The following is a 17,326-nucleotide window of genomic DNA, read 5'->3' on the forward strand; positions in this document are numbered from 1 at the left end:
GAATGGCAAAGATCGTCGACATCAAGGGCCGTGAGGTCCTGGACTCCCGCGGCAACCCTACCGTTGAAGTGGACGTGATCCTGGACAACGGCATCGTCGGCAGCGCCTGCGCGCCTTCCGGTGCTTCCACCGGTTCCCGCGAGGCCCTCGAGCTGCGCGATGGCGACAAGAGCCGTTACCTGGGCAAGGGCGTGCTGAAAGCCGTGGCCAACATCAACGGCCCGATCCGCGACCTGCTGCTGGGCAAGGACGCGGCCGACCAGAAAGCCCTCGACCACGCGATGATCGAGCTGGACGGCACCGAGAACAAGGCCAAGCTGGGCGCCAACGCGATCCTCGCGGTGTCCCTGGCTGCCGCCAAGGCCGCCGCACAGGCCAAGGGCGTACCGCTGTACGCGCACATCGCCGACCTCAACGGCACCCCCGGCCAGTACTCCATGCCGGTGCCGATGATGAACATCATCAACGGCGGCGAGCATGCGGACAACAACGTCGATATCCAGGAATTCATGGTCCAGCCGGTCGGCGCGAAGAACTTCGCCGAGGCGCTGCGCATGGGCGCCGAGATCTTCCATCACCTCAAGGCCGTGCTGAAGGCCCGTGGCCTGAACACCGCCGTCGGTGACGAAGGCGGCTTCGCGCCGAACCTGTCGTCCAACGAAGACGCCCTGGCCGCCATCGCCGAGGCCGTCGAGAAGGCCGGCTACAAGCTGGGCGACGACGTGACCCTGGCCCTGGACTGCGCCTCCAGCGAATTCTTCAAGGACGGCAAGTACGACCTGGAAGGCGAAGGCAAGGTATTCGACGCCGCCGGTTTCGCCGATTACCTGGCCGGCCTGACCCAGCGCTACCCGATCATCTCCATCGAGGACGGCATGGACGAGTCCGACTGGGCCGGCTGGAAAGGCCTGACCGACAAGATCGGCGCCAAGGTCCAACTGGTCGGCGACGACCTGTTCGTGACCAACACCAAGATCCTCAAGGAAGGCATCGAGAAGGGCATCGGCAATTCGATCCTGATCAAGTTCAACCAGATCGGTTCGCTCACCGAGACCCTGGAGGCCATCCAGATGGCCAAGGCCGCCGGCTATACCGCGGTGATCTCGCACCGCTCCGGCGAAACCGAGGACTCGACCATCGCCGACCTGGCCGTGGGTACCGCCGCCGGTCAGATCAAGACCGGTTCGCTGTGCCGCTCCGACCGCGTGTCCAAGTACAATCAGCTGCTGCGCATCGAGGAGCAGCTGGGTGCCAAGGCGCCGTACCGTGGTCGCGCGGAATTCCGCGGCTGAGCCTAGTCTGGTACGGTGAAGGGGTGGCAAGAGCCACCCCTTTTCTTCTCAAGGAGTTCGAGGCTTGAGGTTACGTAGCCCCTACTGGCTGTTCGTGGTGCTGATCCTGGCGCTGGCGGGCCTGCAATATCGCCTGTGGGTCGGCGATGGCAGCCTGGCGCAGGTGCGCGACCTGCAGAAGCAGATCGCCGACCAGCATGGCGAGAACGAGCGCCTGCTGGAGCGCAACCGGATTCTCGAAGCCGAAGTCGCCGAGCTGAAGAAAGGCACCGAGACCGTCGAGGAGCGTGCGCGGCACGAGCTTGGCATGGTCAAGGACGGCGAAACCCTCTACCAGCTCGCCAAGTGAGCTGACGACCCTTCTCACGATGACGACTTCCGACCTTCCCGCCTTCTGGACGGTGATCCCCGCCGCCGGCGTGGGTTCGCGCATGCGCGCCGACCGCCCGAAGCAATATCTCGATCTTGCCGGTCGCACCGTGATCGAGCGCACCCTCGATTGTTTCCTCGAACACCCGATGCTCAGGGGCCTGGTGGTCTGCCTGGCCGAAGACGATCCCTACTGGCCCGGGCTGGACTGCGCCGCCAGCCGGCATGTGCAGCGCGCCGCCGGGGGCGTCGAACGCGCCGGCTCAGTGTTGAGCGGCTTGCTGCGCCTGCTGGAGCTGGGGGCACAGGCCGACGATTGGGTGCTGGTGCATGACGCCGCGCGGCCGAACCTGACCCGCGGCGACCTCGACCGCCTGCTCGAAGAACTCGCCGAAGATCCGGTCGGCGGGCTGCTGGCGGTGCCGGCGAGGGACACCCTCAAGCGCTCCGACCGCGACGGCCGGGTCAGCGAAACCATCGACCGCTCGGTGGTCTGGCTGGCCTATACGCCGCAGATGTTCCGCCTCGGCGCCCTGCACCGGGCGCTGGCCGATGCGTTGGTGGCCGGCGTGGCGATCACCGACGAGGCTTCGGCGATGGAGTGGGCCGGCTATGCGCCGAAGCTGGTGGAAGGGCGCGCCGACAACCTGAAGATCACCACCCCGGAAGACCTGCTGCGCCTGCAGCGCAGTTTTCCGCACTGAACCCTGGCACAAGAAAGCCGACCCGAGGGTCGGCTTTCTTGTCGTTGCAGACTCGCTCGTTCAGCTTTCCAGCGGCACCTCTATGAGGAAGCGGAACAGCGCGCCGTGCTGCTCCACCGCCAGGCATTTGTAGCCCTGGCGCTGGGTGTCTTCGGGAATCCCGTGGACCGACTGCGAGCAGTCGGTGACCACTTCCAGGCGTTCGCCCGGCTGCATGGTCGCCAGGGTTTCCAGGGTAGCGATGGCGTTGTATGGGCAATGTTCGCCGCGCAGGTCAAGCGACAGGGTCGGTTTGTCGGGCTGGCTCATGGTTCGGTTTCCGCGGTCGGGTGAATCGGGAGGCGTTCAGTTGCACCAGCAACAGGCACAGGGCCAGGCCGGCGAAGGTCAACAGCAGGCCGTTGCCGGGCCCGAAGCTTTCCAGCAGGTCGAGCTTGGGATAGGGCAGGGCGAGCCGGGTGCCCAACTGGTCCCAAAAGATCGCCACCAGGGTTCCGCCGATGACGTTGCCGATGCCGACCACCCAGAAGTGCACCTGGCCCTCCATCGAACGGTACATCCAGCCGGTCTCGCAACCGCCGGCGAGGACGATGCCGATGCCGAAGAGAATGCCGCCGATGATCGCATTCGGGCCCATCCAGAAGATCTTCGGCGCGACGCCCAGGCGGATCGCGGCGAAGGTACCGATGCAGGCGGCCGCCATGCCGAGCAGGATGCCGAAGGCGGCGCGGGTCCGGCCGGTGGTCCAGAGGTCCCGTGCGGCGCTGGTGAAGCAGATCTGCGCGCGCTCGATCAGGCCGCCGAACAGCAGGCCGAACAGGCAGGCCATGCCCAGCACCAGCGATACCTCGAAGCGCCAGGCGGCGAACAGCGCGGCGAGCGCCAGCACCGCCAGGCCCAGGCGGGCCTGCAGGCGTGCGCGTCGGGCCAGGCTTTCGGCGCTGGGCAGGGCGCTGGCCGTGGCGCCGACTTTCAGCGGTGTGCGCAGGAACGGCAGCAGGCTGATCTTCACGCCGATCCAGGCGCCGCCGACGGTGGCGAACATGAAGGCCCAGGCGTGCAGGGAAAACATCGGGATACCGGTGAAGAACGCCGCCAGGTTGCAGCCCATCGCCAGGCGCGCGCCGAAGCCGGCGACGATACCCCCGACCAGGCCCTGCAGCAGGCGACGTTTGCTGGTCGGCCAGCGCAGGCTGACGTTGCCGGCCCAGAGGGCGCAGCACAGGGCACCGAGGAACATGCCGATGATCATCACTCCGTCGATCCGGTCCAGCGGCGTGCCTTGAAGGCCGATCAGCCTGAAGTAGCTCCAGTCCTGTGGCTGGTAGCCGAACCAGGACAGCACGTGGCCGCCCCAGCGGGTGAATTCGCCGGTCACCGCCCAGAAGGTGCCGGTGAGCGCGAAGTAGTAGGCGGAGGCGACGCCGAGGGCGACCAGCGCCGGCAGCGGCGACCAGAACCTCACCAGGTAGCGTTGGCGAAACGCATTGAGGGCAGACATGCGACTTCCTTGAATCGATAGCGGGTGGAGCGGGAAACTGCCAAGTCTATCGCAGCGGCGAAACGCCTTACTGCTTCAGCGCAGGTTTTTCTCCCCGGCGAGTCCCGGATGGGATTGCGCCAGGCCTTCCTTGAGATAGTCCACCAGTTGCCTGACTTTCGGCGACAGGTGCCGCTGCTGCGGGTACAGCGCCCATACCGCGGTATTCGGCGGCTGGTGGCCTTCCAGCAGGGAGACCAGGCGGCCGCTGCGCAGATGCTCGATCACATAGTAGTCGGGCAGCTGGCACAGGCCGAAGCCGCGCAGGGCGGCGTCGAGCACCGCCTGGCCGCTGTTGCAGCGCCAGTTGCCCTGGACCCGGTGCTGGGTTTCCCGGCCGTCCTCGAGGAAGCTCCACAGGTCGCTGCTGCCGATCAGGCAGTTGAACTGGCCGAGTTCCGCCGGCGACTGCGGAGTGCCGTGGCGGCGCAGGTATTCCGGGGTGGCGCAGAGGTACATGACGCGTGGTGCCAACCGTGTGGCGACCAATCGCGAATCGCTCAGGCGGCCGAGGCGGATGGCCAGGTCGAAGCCCTCGTGGAGCAGGTCCAACTGGCGGTTGGACAGCTCGATGTCGACCCGCAGTTGCGGATAGTCGGCCATGAAGGCATTCACCAGCGGCACGATGAAACGTTCGCCGTAGGCTACCGCGCAGGTCATGCGCAGCAGGCCCTTGGGCTCCGCGGAGAGGTCGCTGACCGCGCGCAGGGCTTCGTCGCGGGCGTCCTGCAGGCGCTGGCAATGTTGCAGGAAGGTCTGTCCGGCTTCGCTCAGCGATACTCGCCGGGTGCTGCGGTAGAGCAGGCGGGTCTGCAGGCGCTCCTCCAGGCGGGCGACCTGGCGGCTGATGTGCGACGAGGAAACGCCCATGCGTTCGGCTGCCGCGGTGAACTGCCCGGTTTCGGCGACAGCGACGAATTCGTCGAGTCCTTCCCAGCGATTCATCTGGATTGTCCCTGTATGGCAATAATGTTTTGATTATTGCCTGATTATTCCTTGAAACGCGGTTTTCTACACTTTCCGTTTCAGTGGGTCGCTTAGCGGCCCGCCGGCTTCCATCGTTCAGGAGTTCCCAGATGATCAAGTCCCGTGCCGCCGTCGCCTTCGCCCCCAACAAGCCGTTGGAAATCGTCGAGGTGGATGTGGCGCCGCCGCAGAAGGGCGAGGTACTGGTGCGCATCGTCGCCACCGGCGTCTGCCATACCGACGCGTACACCCTGTCCGGCCAGGATTCCGAGGGGGTGTTCCCGTGCATCCTGGGCCACGAAGGTGGCGGTATCGTCGAAGCGGTGGGCGAGGGCGTGACCTCCCTGCAGGTGGGCGACCATGTCATCCCGCTCTACACCGCCGAGTGCGGCAAGTGCAAATTCTGCCTGTCCGGCAAGACCAACCTCTGCCAGGCCGTACGCGCCACCCAGGGCAAGGGCCTGATGCCCGACGGCACCAGCCGTTTCTCCTACAAGGGCGAGCCGGTCTTCCACTACATGGGCTGCTCGACCTTCTCCGAATACACCGTGCTGCCGGAAATCTCCCTGGCGAAGATTCCCAAGGATGCCCCGCTGGAGAAGGTCTGCCTGCTTGGCTGCGGCGTCACCACCGGGATCGGCGCCGTGCTGAATACCGCCAAGGTGGAAGAGGGCGCTACCGTTGCCATCTTCGGCCTGGGCGGCATCGGCCTGGCAGCGATCATCGGGGCGAAGATGGCCAAGGCCGCGCGCATCATCGCGGTCGACATCAACCCGGGCAAGTTCGATATCGCCAGGGAACTGGGCGCCACCGACTTCATCAATCCGAAGGACTACGACAAGCCGATCCAGGACGTCATCGTCGAACTGACCGATGGCGGCGTCGACTACTCCTTCGAGTGCGTCGGCAACGTGCAGTTGATGCGCGCCGCGCTGGAATGCTGCCACAAGGGCTGGGGCGAGTCGGTGATCATCGGTGTCGCCGGTGCCGGCCAGGAAATCAGCACTCGGCCGTTCCAACTGGTCACCGGCCGCGTCTGGCGCGGTTCGGCGTTCGGCGGGGTGCGCGGGCGCAGCGAGCTGCCGAGCTATGTCGAGAAGGCGCAGAAGGGCGAGATCCCGCTGGATACCTTCATCACCCACACCATGGGGCTGGAGGACATCAACGAGGCCTTCGAGCTGATGCACGAAGGCAAGAGCATCCGCACCGTCATTCATTACTGACAAGCCGTCGCGGCGGGCCCTGCGGCTCGCCACGACCGTTTCACGGAGGTCACGTGAAGGATTCCCTCGAACTGATCGGCAGCCAGAAGACCTTCGGCGGCTGGCACCAGCGTTACCGTCATTTTTCCCGGACCCTGAACTGCGAGATGGTCTTCGCCATCTACCTGCCGCCCCAGGCCGAGCCGGAGGCGGCGCTGCCGGCCCTGTACTGGCTGTCCGGGCTGACCTGTACCGACGAGAACTTCATGCAGAAGGCCGGCGCCCAGCGGGTCGCCGCCGAACTGGGATTGGTACTGGTGGCGCCGGATACCAGCCCGCGCGGCAGCGGTGTCCCCGGCGATCCCGACGGCGCCTGGGACTTCGGCCTGGGCGCAGGCTTCTACCTGAACGCCACGCAGGAGCCCTGGGCCGCGCACTACCGCATGCACGACTACGTGGTGCACGAGTTGCCGGCGCTGATCGAGGCGCATTTCCCGGTGTCCCGGCGGCGCGGCATCAGCGGGCACTCGATGGGCGGGCATGGCGCGCTGGTCTGCGCGCTGCGCAACCCGGGGCGCTACCTGTCGCTGTCGGCCTTTGCGCCGATCTGCCATCCGAGCGATTGCCCCTGGGGCCAGAAGGCGTTCTCCCGCTACCTGGGCGAGGACCCGGCGGCCTGGCGCGAGTGGGATGCCTGTGCGTTGCTCGAGGGTGCGTCCGAACGCTTGCCGATCCTGGTCGACCAGGGCGAGCGCGACGACTTCCTCGCCGTCCAGCTCAAGCCGGAAGCGCTACGCAATGCGGCGGACAAGGCCGGCCACCCGCTGGAGCTGCGTCTGCAACCAGGTTACGACCACAGCTACTACTTCATCGCCAGTTTCATCGAGGATCACCTGCGCCATCATGCCGGGGTTCTCAACGGTTGATCCGCGATACCTGAAGCCTGTCCCGATCCGGGGTAGAATCACGCCCTGATTCCAACCAGGGCGTTTTTTCATGCGAATTGGCCATGGCTACGACGTGCATCGCTTCGGCGAGGGCGACTTCATCACCCTCGGCGGCGTGCGCATTCCCCACAAACATGGGCTGGTCGCCCACTCCGACGGCGACGTGCTGCTGCACGCCTTGTCCGATGCGCTGCTCGGCGCGGCGGCGCTGGGCGACATCGGCAAGCACTTCCCGGACACCGACCCGCGGTTCAAGGGCGCCGACAGTCGCGCGCTGCTGCGACACGTGGTCGCCATCGTCGCCGAGAAGGGCTGGAAGGTCGGCAACGTCGACGCCACCATCGTCGCCCAGGCGCCGAAGATGGCGCCGCACATCGAGACCATGCGCGGGTTGATCGCCGAGGACCTCGGCGTCGCGGTCGACCAGGTCAACGTCAAGGCCACCACTACCGAGCGGCTAGGTTTCACCGGACGCGAAGAGGGCATTGCTGTACATGCGGTCGCTTTGCTGATGGCCCGATGAGCGTTCTCGGCGAACTCGACCTGCTCGGGCCGCGCGCCCATGGGGCAGCCTGCGGCGAGGCGGTGCTCAAGGCCGTGGCCGAGGACTTCCAGGTCGACGAGGTGCTGGAAATTCCCCTCAGCGGTGAAGGCGAGCACCTCTGGTTGTGGGTGGAAAAGCGCGGATTGAACACCGAGGAGGCGGCCCGTCGCCTCGGCCGCGCCGCCGGCGTGCAGCAGAAGAACGTCAGCTACGCCGGGTTGAAGGACCGCCAGGCCCTGACCCGGCAATGGTTCAGCCTGCACCTGCCGGGCAAGGCCGATCCCGACCTGGGTGCAGCCGAGGGCGCGGACCTGCGGATTCTTCGCTGCACCCGTCATTCGCGCAAGTTGCAGCGAGGCGCGCATGCCGCCAACGGTTTCACCCTGCGTCTGACCGGGCTGCGGGCGGAGCGTGCCCCTCTCGACGCGCGCTTGGAACGTATCGCCGCGGACGGCGTGCCCAATTATTTCGGCCTGCAACGCTTCGGCCACGGCGGCGGCAACCTGGTCGACGCGCGCAGTTGCGCGGAACAGGACCTGCTGCCGGCGAACCGCAACCTGCGTTCGCGCTTCCTTTCCGCCGGGCGCAGCTACCTGTTCAATCGCCTGCTCGCCGAGCGGGTCGCGGAGGGTAGCTGGAACCGGGCAGCGGTCGGCGACCTGCTGGCCTTCACCGACAGCCGCAGCTTTTTCCTCGCTGGCGAGGAAGAATGCCGCGATGCCCGTCTGGCCGCCCTCGACCTGCACCCCACCGGACCGCTCTGGGGCGAGGGCGATCCGCCGAGCGGCGCCGGCGTCCTCGAACGCGAGCTGGCCCTGGCCGGGAGCGAGCCGGCGCTCTGCCGATGGCTGGCGAAGGCGGGCATGGCGCACGAACGGCGCATCCTGCGGCTCCCCATCCAGGGGCTGGCGTGGCATTATCCCGAACCTGATGTTCTGCAACTGGAATTCGTCCTGCCGGCCGGTTGTTTCGCCACCGTAGTGGTGCGTGAAATCCTCGACCTGGTACCGACAGGGCAGACGGAAAACCCATGCGCATACTGATTGCCAACGACGACGGGGTGACCGCACCCGGTATCGCCGCGCTTTACGACGCGCTGGCGGATCATGCCGATTGCGTAGTGATCGCCCCCGACCAGGACAAGAGCGGCGCCAGCAGTTCCCTGACGCTGGACCGCCCGCTGCACCCGCAGCGCCTGGACAACGGATTCATCAGCCTCAACGGCACGCCGACCGACTGCGTGCACCTGGGCCTGAACGGCTTGCTGGAGGAATTGCCGGACATGGTGGTCTCGGGTATCAACCTGGGCGCCAACCTCGGCGATGACGTCCTCTATTCCGGTACCGTGGCGGCGGCCATCGAAGGGCGCTTCCTGAAGGGGCCGGCCTTCGCCTTCTCGCTGGTCTCGCGGTTGACGGACAACCTGCCCACCGCCATGCACTTCGCCCGCCTGCTGGTCTCCGCCCACGAGCGCCTGGCCGTGCCGCCGCGTACCGTGCTCAACGTCAATATCCCGAACCTGCCGCTGGATCGCGTACGTGGTATCCAACTGACCCGCCTCGGGCACCGCGCCCGTGCCGCCGCACCGGTGAAGGTGGTCAATCCGCGCGGCAAGGAAGGCTACTGGATCGCCGCGGCCGGCGATGCCGAGGATGGCGGGCCGGGGACGGATTTCCACGCGGTCATGCAAGGCTACGTGTCGATCACTCCGTTGCAGCTGGACCGTACCTTCCACGAAGCCTTCGGCGGCCTCGACGAGTGGCTGGGAGGACTGACGTGATGTCCGAAGACCTGCATCGCCGGGGTATCGGCATGACCTCCCAGCGTACCCGAGAGCGCCTGATCCAGCGCCTGTACGAAGAAGGCCTGTCCAACGCCCACGTGCTCGAGGTGATCCGCCGCACGCCGCGTCATCTGTTCGTCGACGAGGCGCTCTCGCATCGCGCCTACGAAGACACCGCTCTGCCGATCGGCCACAACCAGACCATTTCCCAGCCATTCATGGTGGCGCGGATGACCGAGTTGCTGCTGGCGGCCGGCCCGCTGGACAAGGTCATGGAGATCGGTACCGGGTCCGGCTACCAGACCGCGGTGCTGGCGCAACTGGTCGAGCGGGTCTTCTCCGTCGAGCGGATCCAGGCGTTGCAGGACAAGGCCAAGGAGCGTCTTGCGGAGCTAAACCTGCGTAATGTTGTCTTTCGTTGGGGCGATGGCTGGGAGGGCTGGTCGGCGTTGGCTCCCTACAATGGAATCATCGTCACCGCGGCGGCCACGGAAGTCCCGCAGTCGTTGCTGGACCAGTTGGCCCCGGGGGGCCGTCTGGTGATCCCGGTCGGTGGCGGCGAGGTCCAGCAACTGATGCTGATCGTCCGCACCGAGGACGGGTTCAGCCGCCAGGTACTCGACTCGGTACGTTTCGTCCCGCTGCTCAACGGCCCGATCGCCTGAGCCGGCGGCCGGCGTCGCCGGCCCGATTGAACGAAAGCGAAGAAGATGGATAAGGGGGAAGGATTGAGGCTAGCAGCGACCCTGCGGCAATGGACTCGGCTCTATGGTGGCTGCCACCTGTTGCTTGGGGCCGTCGTCTGTTCCCTTCTCGCCGCCTGTTCGTCGTCGCCTCCCGGCGGGGTCAAGGTCGTCGATCGCAACGGTTCCGCGCCTGCCGCTGCGCGGCGTACGCCGGTCACCAGCGGGCAGTACATCGTGCGCCGCGGCGACACCCTGTATTCCATTGCCTTCCGCTTCGGCTGGGACTGGAAAGCCCTGGCCGCGCGCAATGGCATCGCGCCGCCCTATACCATCCAGGTCGGTCAAGCTATCCAATTTGGTGGGCGGGCACCGGCGCAACCGTCCGTCGCGAAAAACACGCCGGTCGTCGCTGCGCCCGTGGCGACCAAGCCTACCCCGGTTCCACCCGCAGTTAGTACGTCGGTACCTGCCAAGCCCGCACCGGCTCCGGCCTCGACCACGACCCCACCCAGCAGCGGCGCGACTCCCGTCGTCGCGGGGCCTGCGGTGGGGGGGTGGGCATGGCCTGCGAGCGGTACTCTGATCGGCCGTTTTGCCTCAAACGGAAGTTTGAATAAAGGGATTGATATAGCCGGTCAATTGGGCCAGCCTGTCCTGGCTGCGTCTGGTGGGACCGTTGTATACGCCGGTAGTGGTTTGCGGGGCTACGGCGAGTTGGTCATCATCAAACACAACGAGACCTACGTGAGTGCCTACGGTCACAACCGCAGGCTGCTGGTGCGGGAAGGGCAACAGGTCAAGGTAGGGCAATCGATTGCCGAGATGGGCTCCACAGGAACCGATCGGGTGAAGCTGCACTTCGAGATTCGCCGCCAGGGTAAGCCTGTCGATCCACTGCAATATTTGCCACGTCGCTGACCGGGAGTTCGCCCGCCCACATCATGTAGGTGAGCGGGTCCGGGCGTGTCCAGCGGGAAAGGAATCGCCCGGGCTTGAGTCGAACTCATGCAAGGGATAACGACATGGCACTCAAAAAAGAAGGGCCGGAGTTTGACCACGATGATGAAGTGCTCCTCCTGGAGCCCGGCATCATGCTGGACGAGTCGTCTGCCGACGAGCAGCCTTCTCCCCGGGCAACTCCAAAAGCCACCACTTCCTTCTCTTCCAAACAACACAAGCACATCGACTACACGCGCGCGTTGGACGCAACGCAGCTGTATCTCAACGAAATCGGTTTCTCGCCCCTGTTGACGCCCGAAGAGGAAGTCCACTTCGCTCGTCTGGCGCAGAAGGGCGATCCCGCTGGTCGGAAGCGGATGATCGAGAGCAACCTGCGGTTGGTGGTGAAGATCGCCCGGCGCTATGTCAATCGCGGACTGTCCCTGCTCGACCTGATCGAGGAAGGCAACCTAGGCCTGATCCGCGCCGTGGAGAAGTTCGATCCGGAGCGCGGATTCCGGTTCTCGACCTACGCCACCTGGTGGATCCGCCAGACCATCGAGCGGGCCATCATGAACCAGACCCGGACCATTCGCTTGCCGATCCATGTGGTCAAGGAGCTCAACGTCTACCTGCGTGCGGCGCGGGAACTGACCCACAAGCTCGACCACGAACCTTCACCCGAAGAAATCGCCAACCTGCTGGAGAAGCCGGTCGCCGAGGTCAAGCGCATGCTCGGCCTGAACGAACGGGTGACTTCGGTAGACGTCTCTCTTGGTCCGGACTCGGACAAGACCCTGCTGGATACGCTCACCGACGATCGCCCCACCGACCCGTGCGAGCTGCTGCAGGATGACGATCTCAGCGAAAGCATCGACCAGTGGCTGACGGAACTCACCGACAAGCAGCGTGAGGTGGTGATTCGCCGCTTCGGCTTGCGCGGGCACGAAAGCAGCACGCTGGAAGAGGTCGGCCAGGAAATCGGCCTGACCCGCGAGCGGGTTCGTCAGATCCAGGTCGAGGCGCTGAAGCGCCTGCGGGAGATCCTGGAGAAGAATGGCCTGTCGAGTGACGCGCTGTTCCAGTGACGGAAAACCTTAGACCCACTGAAGACCCGGCGTTCGCCGGGTTTTTTGTGTCTGCTCTTGTAAGCATTAACTTACATGGCGTGTGAGCCTAAGTAGATAAATGCCCGGGAGGTTTGCCAAAAACGCTCGGTGAATTTAAGTAACTTATTGAAATTAAAGGAATATATTTTTCTAAAATGGCTGCCGAAGAAGCTTCGCTGGGTTTTCTGGCAGGTTGCGGGAGCACTAGGAATCGCTAATATCACTCCTGCGTACAGGGAACACGCAACCCCGAAGGATCGGGGAAGGGACGTCGCCAGGGAGGCGATTCATCAGGATGATGACGAGGGACTGAAGAGTGGGCGGGGTAATACCCCGCCCCTTTTTTTTGCCTGCCGTTTTACTCGTCGCCAAAGAAAAGGCCCGCTGATTGCGGGCCTTGGCGTATCAGCGCTCCAGATGCTGGAGCTTGCCGGCGACGCCGTCCCATTCCTCGGCGTCGGGCAGGGCATCCTTCTTCTCGGTGATGTTCGGCCAGACTTCCGCCAGCTCGCTGTTCAGCTCGATGAATTCCTGCATGTTCTCCGGCACTTCGTCTTCGGAGAAAATCGCCTGGGCCGGACATTCGGGCTCGCACAGGGCGCAGTCGATGCACTCGTCCGGATGGATGACCAGGAAGTTGGGTCCTTCGTAGAAGCAGTCTACCGGGCAGACTTCCACGCAGTCGGTGTATTTGCACTTGATGCAGTTGTCGGTGACGACGAAGGTCATTTTCTAGTTCTCTCCTCAGGCGGGCGGCTAAGCGCGCGCGATTCTAGCAGCTTGTGCGGTAGTCCGTCAGACCCGCATCTTCCATGCATATAACAGATCGAGAGCTTGCCGCGGGCTGATATCGTCGGGATTGATCCTCGACAATTCATCGATCACCGGGTGCGGCAGGCTGGCGAACAGGTCGCTCTGCATCGGCGAGGCGGGCTTGCCGCTCTGCTGGCTCGGCATCTCGTGCGGCAGGCTGGTGGTTTCCAGGCGCTTGAGGTGTTCGCGGGCGCGCTGGATTACCGGGGCCGGCACGCCGGCCAACTGGGCCACCGCGAGGCCGTAGCTCTGGCTCGCCGGTCCCGGCAGTACATGGTGCAGGAACACGATGCGTTCATTGTGCTCGGTCGCGTTCAGGTGCACGTTGGCTACCGCGGGCTGGCTTTCCGGCAGTACGGTCAGTTCGAAATAGTGGGTGGCGAACAGGGTGAAGGCGCGAGTCCGGGCCAGGTCCTCGGCCGCTGCCCAGGCCAGCGACAGGCCGTCGAAGGTGCTGGTGCCGCGGCCGACCTCATCCATCAGCACCAGGCTCTTGTCGGTGGCGTTGTGCAGGATGTTGGCGGTTTCGCTCATCTCCACCATGAAGGTCGAGCGGCCGCCGGCAAGGTCGTCGGACGAGCCGATGCGGGTGAAGATGCGGTCCACCAGGGACAGCTCGCAGCGTGCAGCCGGAACGAAGCTGCCGATGTGCGCAAGCAGCACGATCAGCGCGGTTTGCCGCATGTAGGTGGATTTACCGCCCATGTTCGGACCGGTGATCACCAGCATCCGGGTGTCGGCATCCAGCGCCAGGTCGTTGGCCACGAACGGTGTCTCCAGCACCTGCTCGACCACCGGATGGCGGCCCTGCTCGATGTGCAGGCAGGTGTGTTCGACGAACCGTGGGCGATTCAGGTCGAGGTTCAGCGCGCGTTCGGCGAGATTCGCCAGCACGTCCAGTTCCGCCAGCGCCGAGGCGCTGTCCTGGAGCGGAGCGAGGTGGCCGATCAGGGCGTTCCAGCAGCTCTTCGTAGAGCGCCTTCTCGCGGGCCAGGGCGCGGCTCTGAGCCGACAGCGCCTTGTCCTCGAAGGCCTTCAGTTCCGGCGTGATGAAGCGCTCGGCGCCTTTCAGGGTCTGCCGGCGGATGTAGTCGGCCGGCGCCTGTTCGGCCTGCACCCGTGGCAGCTCGATGAAGTAGCCATGGATGCGGTTGTAGCCGACCTTCAGGTTGGGCAGGCCGGTGCGGGCCTTCTCGCGCGCTTCCAGGTCCATCAGGAATTGCCCGGCGTTTTCGCTCAGCGCCTGCAGCTCGTCCAGCTCGGCGTCATAGCCGGTCTTGATCACGCCACCGTCGCGGATCACCGCTGGCGGGTTGTCGATGATCGCCTTGGCCAGCAGTTCGGCGAGTTCGGGATAGGTGCCGATGGTGGTGGCCAGCGCCTGCAGGTGCGGCGCTTCCAGTTCGGTCATGGCGTTCTGCAGGTCCGGCAGCGCCGCCAGCGCGTCGCGCAGGCGCGCCAGGTCGCGAGGGCGGGCGTTGCGCAGGCCGATGCGGGCGAGGATGCGTTCGAGGTCGCCGATTTCCTTGAGCTGCGGTTGCAGGTTCTCGAAGCGGTAGCGTTCCAGCAGGCAGGCGATGGACTCCTGGCGGGCTTCCAGTACCGCGCGGTCACGCAACGGACGGTTCAGCCAGCGGCTCATCAGGCGGCTGGCCATGGCGGTCTGGCAGCGGTCGACCACCGATTGCAGGGTGTTCTCGCGGCCACCGCTGAGGTTGATATCCAGCTCCAGGTTGCGGCGGCTGGCACCGTCGAGGATCACCGTGTCATCGAGGCGGTCGTGGCGCAGGCTGCGCAGGTGCGGCAGGGCGGTACGCTGGGTTTCCTTGGCGTAGGCGAGCAGGCAGCCGGCGGCGCCGATGGCCAGGGTCAGGTTCTGGCAGCCGAAGCCTTTCAGGTCCTGGGTGCCGAATTGCTGGCAGAGGCTCTTGTGCGCCGAGTCGCGATCGAAGTCCCATGGCGCGCGGCGACGTACGCCGCGGCGCTTCTCCGCCGGCAGGCCCTGTGGCCAGTCGTCGGGAATCAGCAGCTCGGCCGGGTTGAGGCGCTCCAGTTCGGCCAGCAGGGTTTCCCAGCCTTTTATCTCCTGGACGCTGAAGCGGCCGCTGGTGATGTCCAGCACGGCGAGGCCGAACAGGCGCTCGTCGCCGAGGATCGCCGCCAGCAGGTTGTCGCGGCGTTCGTCGAGCAGCGCTTCGTCGCTCACCGTACCGGGAGTGATGATCCGCACCACCTGGCGCTCCACCGGCCCCTTGCTGGTGGCCGGGTCGCCGATCTGCTCGCAGATCGCCACCGACTCGCCGAGCTTGACCAGCTTGGCCAGGTAGCCCTCCGCGGAATGGAAGGGAATGCCTGCCATCGGGATCGCCTTGCCGCCGGACTGGCCGCGTGCGGTCAGGGTGATGTCGAGCAGTTTGGCGGCCTTCTTCGCGTCCTCGTAGAACAGCTCGTAGAAGTCGCCCATGCGATAGAACATCAATTGGTCGGGGTGCTGATGCTTCAGTTTGAAGTACTGCTGCATCATCGGCGTGTGCTGGGAGAGGTCGGTCATACGGGCCTTCGGAAGCGGGCTTTGGACGGTGCAAAAGAGGGTAATGTTAACCCGATTCGCCGGCCTGTGTCGGGTCCGTTCGGAACCGGCGCGGACCCTCAGGTCCGCGCCTGTGCGGGCTGCTTTCAGCGTGCCGCGGTATAGCTGGCGCCGAGCTTCTGCCGACCGTCGGGCAGGTTGATCTGCGCCGGGTCGAGACGCCAGACCCGCGCCGCGGCGATGTCGCCGAGGAGCAGGCTGTAGGTCGGGTCGAACGAAGTGCTGGAGAAGATCAGGTAGTCCTCGTTCACCGGCGCGGCATCGGAATTGTCGCCCTGGCAGTGGTTGAGCGGCAGGATCGCCGGGGTGCCGGGCGGGCTGTTGGGTACGACCATGGCCAACTGGTCGTTGCCGGCCGGCTGGGTACGCGAGAGGAAGTAGGCGGTGTAGTCGCGTACCACCGGGTAATAGTCGCGGCCCCCCGCGGCCGGGGTGGCGAGGGCGCTGACCTGGCCGTTCTCCAGGTTCCTGCGCACCACCCGCAGGCTGTCGCCGGCTCCTGTCGCGTAGACCACGTACTTGCCTGAGGGTGTGAGGAACGGCATCGACTCCTCGGTGCTCCAGCCGTCGCCGGTCACGGCTTTCCAGGCGCTCACGCCGACGCTGCCATCGCCATTGAAGACCAGGGTGGCGAGGCGGATGTCGCCCTCGTGCTTGAGCACGACCTGGCGGCCGTCGAAGGAGAACTTCGGATCCTCGTTGCGACCGCCGATGGCCGCGGTCAGGTTGCTCGGCGCCTGGGTACCGCCGATGGCCCAGGCGAACACGTGCCAGGCGCCATTCTGGCGGCCCATGAAGGTCAGGTAGCGGCCGTCCGGGGAGAAATGCGCATTCATCGGGTCCTCGATGTTCCAGCCGGGCTGGTTGAGCTGGCGGGTGCTCTTGCTCTTGAAATCGTGCAGGTAGAGGTTCGAGGAGCCGTCCCCGTACTCCATATAGCTGTGGTAGACCAGGCGCCCGCCGAGCGCGGGCAGGCTGCTGGCGGGTTGCAGGGCCAGGTTGGCGGTGCAGGCCGCATGGGCGGGGAGGCTGGCAACGGGGGAGAGGAGCAGGGCGAGGGAGAGCAGAGAGACCTTGAGTGGCGCGATGTTCATGGTGTGCCTTTCCTTGGACGGTGATGGAACACGCATGTTCGCGCATTCGCTGCCTTCGCGCGGTTGCGCTTGTCCGAAAGCTGCTTCTGAATGGAAAAGCCGATGGTGTAGGGTAGTCCCTTTCCGTTTCTACCCTGGAGAACAGTGATGACCCTGATGGAGTCCGACCTGACCGCACTGGCCGCCCGCCTCGGCGAAAGCCTTCGTTACCTGGGCGAGCAGGTCAGCACGGCGGAATCCTGCACCGGTGGCGGCATCGCCGAGGCGATCACCCGCATCCCGGGGAGTTCGGGCTGGTTCGAGGCTGGCTACGTGACCTACTCGAACCGCCAGAAGACCCTCCAGTTGGAGGTGCCCGAGTCGCTATTCCCGGCAGTCGGCGCGGTCAGCCGGGAAGTGGTCGAGGCCATGGTGCGCGGCGCCCAGCGGCACAGCGGGGCGCGTTTCGCGGTGGCGGTGAGCGGTGTCGCCGGACCCGACGGCGGCTCGCCGGAAAAGCCGGTAGGCACGGTCTGGCTGGCCTGGGCCGACGGCGAGCGGCTGGTCAGTGAGCGCTGCCAGTTCAACGGCGACCGCGACGCCGTGCGCCGGCAGACGGTGGCGACCGCGCTGACCGGCCTGCTGCGCATGAGCAACGGCGAGAACCCGGGCTAGCCGCGCCTGCGGGCAACCGTTCGGAACATTCTTCCCGTCGGGGGTAGGCGAGCGACTTGCCCTGTGGAATAATACTGTCTACTTATACAGTTGT

17 protein-coding genes and 1 pseudogene are annotated in these 17,326 nt (G+C 65.5%); 12 read left to right on the forward strand and 6 right to left on the reverse strand.

Annotated elements, in window-relative coordinates:
• Positions 1-2: 2 nt before the first annotated feature.
• The 3 genes from eno (at position 3) to ispD (ending at position 2,365) form a co-directional block, all read left to right on the forward strand.
• Entirely contained in the window at positions 3-1,292 is a 1,290-nt protein-coding gene (gene eno / locus HMPREF2716_RS26585; protein ID WP_070622056.1) for a phosphopyruvate hydratase, read from the forward strand.
• Between the two features lie 64 nt (positions 1,293-1,356).
• Positions 1,357-1,641, forward strand: a complete 285-nt coding sequence (gene ftsB, locus HMPREF2716_RS26590; protein ID WP_003098569.1) for a cell division protein FtsB — start codon at positions 1,357-1,359, stop codon at positions 1,639-1,641.
• 19 nt (positions 1,642-1,660) lie between these two features.
• Entirely contained in the window at positions 1,661-2,365 is a 705-nt protein-coding gene (gene ispD / locus HMPREF2716_RS26595; protein ID WP_023517894.1) for a 2-C-methyl-D-erythritol 4-phosphate cytidylyltransferase, read from the forward strand.
• Between the two features lie 60 nt (positions 2,366-2,425).
• Here ispD and yedF read toward each other — a convergent pair whose 3' ends face one another.
• From yedF to gfnR, 3 genes are all read right to left on the reverse strand, one after another.
• Positions 2,426-2,674: a sulfurtransferase-like selenium metabolism protein YedF gene (gene yedF, locus HMPREF2716_RS26600; RefSeq protein ID WP_003138031.1), complete on the reverse strand. Its 249-nt coding sequence runs from the start codon at positions 2,672-2,674 to the stop codon at positions 2,426-2,428.
• Positions 2,640-3,866 carry a selenium metabolism membrane protein YedE/FdhT gene (gene yedE, locus HMPREF2716_RS26605; protein ID WP_023125424.1) on the reverse strand — a complete coding sequence of 409 codons (1,227 nt, stop codon included), beginning with the start codon at positions 3,864-3,866 and terminating at the stop codon, positions 2,640-2,642. The genes yedF and yedE overlap by 35 nt, the downstream gene beginning before the upstream one ends.
• A 75-nt stretch (positions 3,867-3,941) precedes the next feature.
• A complete protein-coding gene (gene gfnR / locus HMPREF2716_RS26610) occupies positions 3,942-4,850 on the reverse strand; it encodes a glutathione-dependent formaldehyde neutralization regulator (protein WP_003098564.1) in 909 nt (302 codons plus the stop codon).
• 131 nt (positions 4,851-4,981) lie between these two features.
• Here gfnR and HMPREF2716_RS26615 point away from each other — a divergent pair, with 131 nt between their 5' ends.
• The 8 genes from HMPREF2716_RS26615 (at position 4,982) to rpoS (ending at position 12,060) form a co-directional block, all read left to right on the forward strand.
• Entirely contained in the window at positions 4,982-6,094 is a 1,113-nt protein-coding gene (locus HMPREF2716_RS26615; RefSeq protein WP_003092351.1) for an S-(hydroxymethyl)glutathione dehydrogenase/class III alcohol dehydrogenase, read from the forward strand.
• A 53-nt stretch (positions 6,095-6,147) separates the two neighbouring features.
• Positions 6,148-6,999: an S-formylglutathione hydrolase gene (fghA, locus tag HMPREF2716_RS26620; RefSeq protein ID WP_003113869.1), complete on the forward strand. Its 852-nt coding sequence runs from the start codon at positions 6,148-6,150 to the stop codon at positions 6,997-6,999.
• A 70-nt stretch (positions 7,000-7,069) separates the two neighbouring features.
• Positions 7,070-7,543 carry a 2-C-methyl-D-erythritol 2,4-cyclodiphosphate synthase gene (gene ispF / locus HMPREF2716_RS26625; RefSeq protein ID WP_003098560.1) on the forward strand — a complete coding sequence of 158 codons (474 nt, stop codon included), beginning with the start codon at positions 7,070-7,072 and terminating at the stop codon, positions 7,541-7,543.
• Positions 7,540-8,607 carry a tRNA pseudouridine(13) synthase TruD gene (gene truD, locus HMPREF2716_RS26630; protein ID WP_023517893.1) on the forward strand — a complete coding sequence of 356 codons (1,068 nt, stop codon included), beginning with the start codon at positions 7,540-7,542 and terminating at the stop codon, positions 8,605-8,607. Before ispF ends, truD begins: the two co-directional genes overlap by 4 nt.
• A complete protein-coding gene (surE, locus tag HMPREF2716_RS26635; protein ID WP_003092341.1) occupies positions 8,595-9,344 on the forward strand; it encodes a 5'/3'-nucleotidase SurE in 750 nt (249 codons plus the stop codon). Before truD ends, surE begins: the two co-directional genes overlap by 13 nt.
• 32 nt (positions 9,345-9,376) lie before the next feature.
• Positions 9,377-10,012 (forward strand): protein-L-isoaspartate(D-aspartate) O-methyltransferase, encoded by a 636-nt coding sequence (locus HMPREF2716_RS26640; protein ID WP_003098558.1) that lies wholly within the window; start codon positions 9,377-9,379, stop codon positions 10,010-10,012.
• A gap of 45 nt (positions 10,013-10,057) precedes the next feature.
• A complete protein-coding gene (locus HMPREF2716_RS26645) occupies positions 10,058-10,951 on the forward strand; it encodes a peptidoglycan DD-metalloendopeptidase family protein (protein ID WP_031639387.1) in 894 nt (297 codons plus the stop codon).
• Between the two features lie 104 nt (positions 10,952-11,055).
• Positions 11,056-12,060 (forward strand): RNA polymerase sigma factor RpoS, encoded by a 1,005-nt coding sequence (gene rpoS, locus HMPREF2716_RS26650; RefSeq protein ID WP_003113871.1) that lies wholly within the window; start codon positions 11,056-11,058, stop codon positions 12,058-12,060.
• 426 nt (positions 12,061-12,486) lie between these two features.
• On the opposite strand, the gene fdxA is transcribed toward rpoS, so the two are convergent.
• From fdxA to HMPREF2716_RS26665, 3 genes and pseudogenes are all read right to left on the reverse strand, one after another.
• Positions 12,487-12,810, reverse strand: coding sequence for a ferredoxin FdxA (fdxA, locus tag HMPREF2716_RS26655; RefSeq protein ID WP_003092272.1), 324 nt, complete (start codon positions 12,808-12,810; stop codon positions 12,487-12,489).
• A gap of 66 nt (positions 12,811-12,876) precedes the next feature.
• A pseudogene (mutS, locus tag HMPREF2716_RS26660) lies at positions 12,877-15,445 on the reverse strand (DNA mismatch repair protein MutS).
• 125 nt (positions 15,446-15,570) lie between these two features.
• On the reverse strand, positions 15,571-16,578 hold the full coding sequence (locus HMPREF2716_RS26665) for a TolB family protein (protein WP_003098486.1): 1,008 nt from the start codon (positions 16,576-16,578) through the stop codon (positions 15,571-15,573).
• A 147-nt stretch (positions 16,579-16,725) separates the two neighbouring features.
• Here HMPREF2716_RS26665 and HMPREF2716_RS26670 point away from each other — a divergent pair, with 147 nt between their 5' ends.
• On the forward strand, positions 16,726-17,232 hold the full coding sequence (locus HMPREF2716_RS26670; RefSeq protein WP_003092262.1) for a CinA family protein: 507 nt from the start codon (positions 16,726-16,728) through the stop codon (positions 17,230-17,232).
• Positions 17,233-17,326: the final 94 nt, after the last annotated feature.

Source organism: Pseudomonas sp. HMSC076A11 (assembly GCF_001810205.1).
Taxonomy (GTDB): domain Bacteria; phylum Pseudomonadota; class Gammaproteobacteria; order Pseudomonadales; family Pseudomonadaceae; genus Pseudomonas; species Pseudomonas aeruginosa.

What these genes read in the sequence shown, in the direction of transcription:
- HMPREF2716_RS26640 (WP_003098558.1), top strand. Translation starts at nt 9,377, where the DNA reads ATGACCTCCCAGCGTACCCGAGAGCGCCTGATCCAGCGCCTGTACGAA.
- fdxA (WP_003092272.1), bottom strand. Translation starts at nt 12,810, where the DNA reads ATGACCTTCGTCGTCACCGACAACTGCATCAAGTGCAAATACACCGAC.
- rpoS (WP_003113871.1), top strand. Translation starts at nt 11,056, where the DNA reads ATGGCACTCAAAAAAGAAGGGCCGGAGTTTGACCACGATGATGAAGTG.
- HMPREF2716_RS26645 (WP_031639387.1), top strand. Translation starts at nt 10,058, where the DNA reads ATGGATAAGGGGGAAGGATTGAGGCTAGCAGCGACCCTGCGGCAATGG.
- HMPREF2716_RS26670 (WP_003092262.1), top strand. Translation starts at nt 16,726, where the DNA reads ATGACCCTGATGGAGTCCGACCTGACCGCACTGGCCGCCCGCCTCGGC.
- ispD (WP_023517894.1), top strand. Translation starts at nt 1,661, where the DNA reads ATGACGACTTCCGACCTTCCCGCCTTCTGGACGGTGATCCCCGCCGCC.
- HMPREF2716_RS26615 (WP_003092351.1), top strand. Translation starts at nt 4,982, where the DNA reads ATGATCAAGTCCCGTGCCGCCGTCGCCTTCGCCCCCAACAAGCCGTTG.
- gfnR (WP_003098564.1), bottom strand. Translation starts at nt 4,850, where the DNA reads ATGAATCGCTGGGAAGGACTCGACGAATTCGTCGCTGTCGCCGAAACC.
- truD (WP_023517893.1), top strand. Translation starts at nt 7,540, where the DNA reads ATGAGCGTTCTCGGCGAACTCGACCTGCTCGGGCCGCGCGCCCATGGG.
- HMPREF2716_RS26665 (WP_003098486.1), bottom strand. Translation starts at nt 16,578, where the DNA reads ATGAACATCGCGCCACTCAAGGTCTCTCTGCTCTCCCTCGCCCTGCTC.
- ispF (WP_003098560.1), top strand. Translation starts at nt 7,070, where the DNA reads ATGCGAATTGGCCATGGCTACGACGTGCATCGCTTCGGCGAGGGCGAC.
- yedF (WP_003138031.1), bottom strand. Translation starts at nt 2,674, where the DNA reads ATGAGCCAGCCCGACAAACCGACCCTGTCGCTTGACCTGCGCGGCGAA.
- surE (WP_003092341.1), top strand. Translation starts at nt 8,595, where the DNA reads ATGCGCATACTGATTGCCAACGACGACGGGGTGACCGCACCCGGTATC.
- yedE (WP_023125424.1), bottom strand. Translation starts at nt 3,866, where the DNA reads ATGTCTGCCCTCAATGCGTTTCGCCAACGCTACCTGGTGAGGTTCTGG.
- eno (WP_070622056.1), top strand. Translation starts at nt 3, where the DNA reads ATGGCAAAGATCGTCGACATCAAGGGCCGTGAGGTCCTGGACTCCCGC.